Origin of the sequence: Pseudomonas sp. FH1, assembly GCF_000510895.2 — a bacterium.
GTDB classification, from domain to species: Bacteria; Pseudomonadota; Gammaproteobacteria; order Pseudomonadales; family Pseudomonadaceae; genus Aquipseudomonas; species Aquipseudomonas azotoformans_A.
On record NZ_AOHM01000103.1, the window covers coordinates 1 to 4,080 of the forward strand.

General features: G+C 47.8%; 3 protein-coding genes. All 3 read left to right on the forward strand.

Annotated features, from left to right (window positions below; all coding sequences use genetic code 11):
- The first annotated feature begins 216 nt into the window (after positions 1–216).
- Positions 217–1,782, forward strand: coding sequence for a PAS domain-containing methyl-accepting chemotaxis protein (locus H096_RS24765; protein ID WP_033901967.1), 1,566 nt, complete (start codon positions 217–219; stop codon positions 1,780–1,782).
- A 36-nt stretch (positions 1,783–1,818) separates the two neighbouring features.
- Positions 1,819–3,549, forward strand: a complete 1,731-nt coding sequence (locus tag H096_RS24770) for an EAL domain-containing protein (protein WP_033901968.1) — start codon at positions 1,819–1,821, stop codon at positions 3,547–3,549.
- 210 nt (positions 3,550–3,759) lie between these two features.
- On the forward strand, positions 3,760–4,029 hold the full coding sequence (locus H096_RS24775) for a hypothetical protein (protein ID WP_003253606.1): 270 nt from the start codon (positions 3,760–3,762) through the stop codon (positions 4,027–4,029).
- The last annotated feature ends 51 nt before the right edge of the window (positions 4,030–4,080 follow it).

The window sequence follows — 4,080 nt, forward strand, 5'->3', positions numbered from 1 at the left end:
TGGCGGCAATTTTAGCCACAACGACTTTTCGTACAAAACCTAATTCGCACTGGCAGGGGGACTTCAACCGAAGTCACCAGTGTCAGATAATGGTTGCAGCTGAGAACCATGGCTTAGCGTACAAACATCTCAGTGCTCTGTGATTTCCCTTTATTTCGCATGACCCGTTAGTCACGCCTTATGGCATAATGCCATTATTGCTCATGGAGACTCATCTTGCGCTCGAACCTGCCTGTCACAACCGTTGAACAAATATTTCCAATCCAGCAGCGATTGATCTCTGCTACGGATACGAATGGGAATATTTCCTATGTGAATGACGGGTTTATGAGAATAAGTGGCTATTCTCGTGAAGAGTTGTTGGGCAGTCCGCACAATTTGGTTCGTCATCCCGACATGCCTCCAGCTGTTTTCGGGCTGATGTGGGGCTATCTGAAGGCTGGCAAAAGCTGGATGGGTATCATCAAGAATCGCTGCAAGAATGGTGACTTCTATTGGGTCAGTGCGTATGTGACACCTATTCTCGAAGATGGCCGCTTAACAGGCTACGAGTCCGTTAGAGTCAAGCCGACTCGGGAGCAAATTGATCGCGCACAAAAGCTGTATGACCGGTTGCGTGCAGGTAAAAATTCCATTCCCCAAAATCGTCATTATGCGGCATTCATGAGGAGGATGGTCTTACCTGCAACTGCGGCTGCGTTGGCAATAGGTGCGGCTAGCGTGCTGCCAAGCCTGGCAGCACAAGCGGTAACTGCCGTGCTCTTTCTCGTTACAGGATGGTGGTCCTATACGCGGCTGGAACATCAGTTGAGTCATATCATGAAATGCGCCCCTGACGCTTTTTCAGATCCGATTAGCGCCATCACTTACAGCGATACGTATGGCCCTTCAGCGCAGTTGGAAATGATATTGATTAGTGAGGATGCACGCCTTAAAACCGCACTGACTCGGCTAAGCGATCTGGCCAGCCAAGTGGCTGAAGCCGCTGCGCATTCCTCCTTACTCTCGAACCAAACTGAAAATGCCTTGCTGGAGCAGCGAGCGGAAACGGACATGACGGCAGCCGCCATGACGGAGATGGCGGCCTCAATCAACGAAGTGGCAGGGCATGTTCAAAAAACCGCCATGGAAGCGCAAGCAGCAAATGAACTGGCTGAACAAGGTGATAAAGTCGCCGGTACTTCCCGTGAGGCCATTCAGTTGCTGGCCAGTACCGTCACGAATATCAGCACTGCTGTGGATTACCTTGCCAATGAAACCCAGCAAATTATGGCTGCTGCGGGGGTGATTCAAGCCATTGCTGATCAAACCAACCTACTCGCTCTCAACGCTGCAATTGAAGCGGCTAGGGCTGGTGAGCAGGGTCGTGGTTTTGCGGTAGTAGCTGATGAAGTCCGGGCCTTGGCCGCTAAAACCCGCGTATCGACTCAACAAATTCAAAACGTCATTGAAACCCTTAAAAAAGGCGCAGATGAGGCTGTGAGCATTGCCAAACTCGGTATTCGCGAGGCCGACCACGGTGTACAGCAAGTTATAGAGGCGCAGTGTGCTCTCCAAGGCATTCGCGATGCTGTTGAACGGATCAGTGGTATGAGCCAGCAAATGGCAGCCGCTTCAGAAGAGCAGGCTAGTGTCGCTGAAGATATTGCTCGGCAGATTAATAACGTAGCGGGAACGGTTGAGAGAACAGCGAAGAATGCTAACTCCGCCGTGATTCGTGGCCGCGAACTTGAAAGTACATCCCGTGGTTTAAACTCGTTGGTTGAACGGTTCAACAGGTAGTGACCTTATGACTATTTTGGTGAATTAGGTTTATATATGAGTGCAAGATACCGTGCAGCGGTGGATGCGGCAGCTATTTTCTCGGAAACCGATAAATCCGGAATAATCACCTATGTCAATGAACAGTTCTGTGATATTTCTGGCTATAGCGCACAGGAGTTGATTGGGCAAAACCACCGCATACTAAACTCAGGGCAGCATCCCCCTGAGTTCTTTATTGATATGTGGAAAAAAGTTTCACGTGGGCAGGTATGGAAAGGTGAAATTTGCAACCGTAAAAAGGATGGCAGCCTGTATTGGGTAGAGAGCACCATTGTACCCATGTACGATGATGCCAGCCAGCGGGTGCAGAAATACGTTTCCATTCGTTTCGATGTGACCGAAAAGCGGAAGTTTCTGGAAACCTTGCAATGGCAGGCTGAGCACGACGAGCTGACGGGTCTTCCAAATCGTTTTTTGCTGTCCAAAGCGCTTGATCAGGCTATTGTCAAAGCAAAGAGCCAGCCCAGCACGGTTGCCGTGGGCGTGCTTGATCTCGATGGGTTTAAGCAGATTAACGACCGCTATGGCCACGAGATAGGTGATCGTCTGTTAGTGGCGGTGGCTGATCGCCTGAAACATAGTATGCGTATCGAAGATACCGTAGCCCGTTTGGGAGGCGATGAGTTCGTGCTGATTTTGGGTGTGCGGGATCCCAAGGTGTTGGAAAGCGCCCTGCAGAGGCTTTTAGCTGCCCTTTCCGCCGTCTACATCATCGATGGGATAGGCATTAATATTTCCGCCAGTATCGGTGTGACGCTCTATCCAAACGATAATGAGAATGCCGATACACTGCTACGTCATGCCGATCAGGCTATGTATAAGGCCAAACAAAGTGGCCGTAACTGTTTCCATTTGTTTGATGTATCAAAAGATAAGGTGGATAAATCAGCTTTTGATACCGTAATACGGGTTCGCCAAGCGTTACATGATGGTGAGTTATGCTTGCATTATCAACCAAAAATAAATTTGAGCAGTGGGGCAGTGATTGGTTTTGAAGCACTATTGCGTTGGCAGCATCCGCGAGATGGACTTATATTACCGCAGTATTTTATACCGTTGATTGAGCAGAGCGATCTGATCGTGGAGATCGGCGAGTGGGTCATAGATCAGGCGCTCAGTCAAATAGAACAATGGGCGGACTTGGGTCATTCGTGGTCTGTGAGTGTAAACATTGCAGCATTACATTTGAAAAAAGAAAACTTTGTAAAGTCCCTAAAGTTTTTGCTGGACAGCCACCCTAATGTTTTGCCGCAGATGTTGGATATTGAGATTACCGAATCAGTGGTGATAGAACACTTACCACATGTCACTCAGTGCCTCATTGCTTGCCAGGATCTGGGTGTGACATTTTCGTTGGACGACTTTGGAACCGGGTATTCATCGCTGAGCTACCTTAAACAACTGCCCACGCAGTCAATCAAGATAGACAAATCTTTTATACGCGACATACTCATCGATAAAGACAGCTTGGGGCTGACTAAGGCGATCATCGGCCTAGCGAAATCGTTTAACCGCGAGGTTATTGCTGAAGGGGTGGAAACGGTTGAGCACGGAGTGTTGCTGATGAACCTAGGTTGTGATGTAGCGCAAGGCTATGGTATTGCGAAACCCATGCCGGTAGAAAAAGTGCCATCTTGGGTGGCGAAGTTTGTCCCTGCTCATTTATCTAGAGGGGTAATAGATAAACCGCACCGTCCACGAACTGATTGCGTCGTCGCAACCTAGTGGATTGAGCGGTTAATTCATTTATCCACCGGTAACGATATACTGTGCGTCCAATGCCATGGATTGGTTATGCGTATGGCTCGACCGACTTTCCCCATTCGCTCGAAATATATTTTTTATGATACACTATCCCAGCTGTTTTTTTCTGGAACAATGAAATAATTAATATTATCACAAACAACAAATCGATAATAATAAAGAGGATCATATATGTCGGATCAAGAGTTAATACTAGAGCAACTCCGTAACGTGAATTATGATAAGTTAAGCAAACAAGATATCGTAACAATGCTAGATGCAGGGGAGCAGACTCTAGAAAATATGGCAGCATCAAGAAAAACTGCCATTGATATAATAGCAGAGGCAATGAACCAAACAAAGAATACGCTTGAGGCACTTGATTATTCTGGAAAGGTAGAAGCTGAAATCAGGAAAAATCTCAGCATACTGAGAGAGCTACTGATGACTGGCGATCTATAGCCCCCTAGGGATGGTCTGAAGTAGGCCGCTATTTTTCGACTGCTGAGCCAT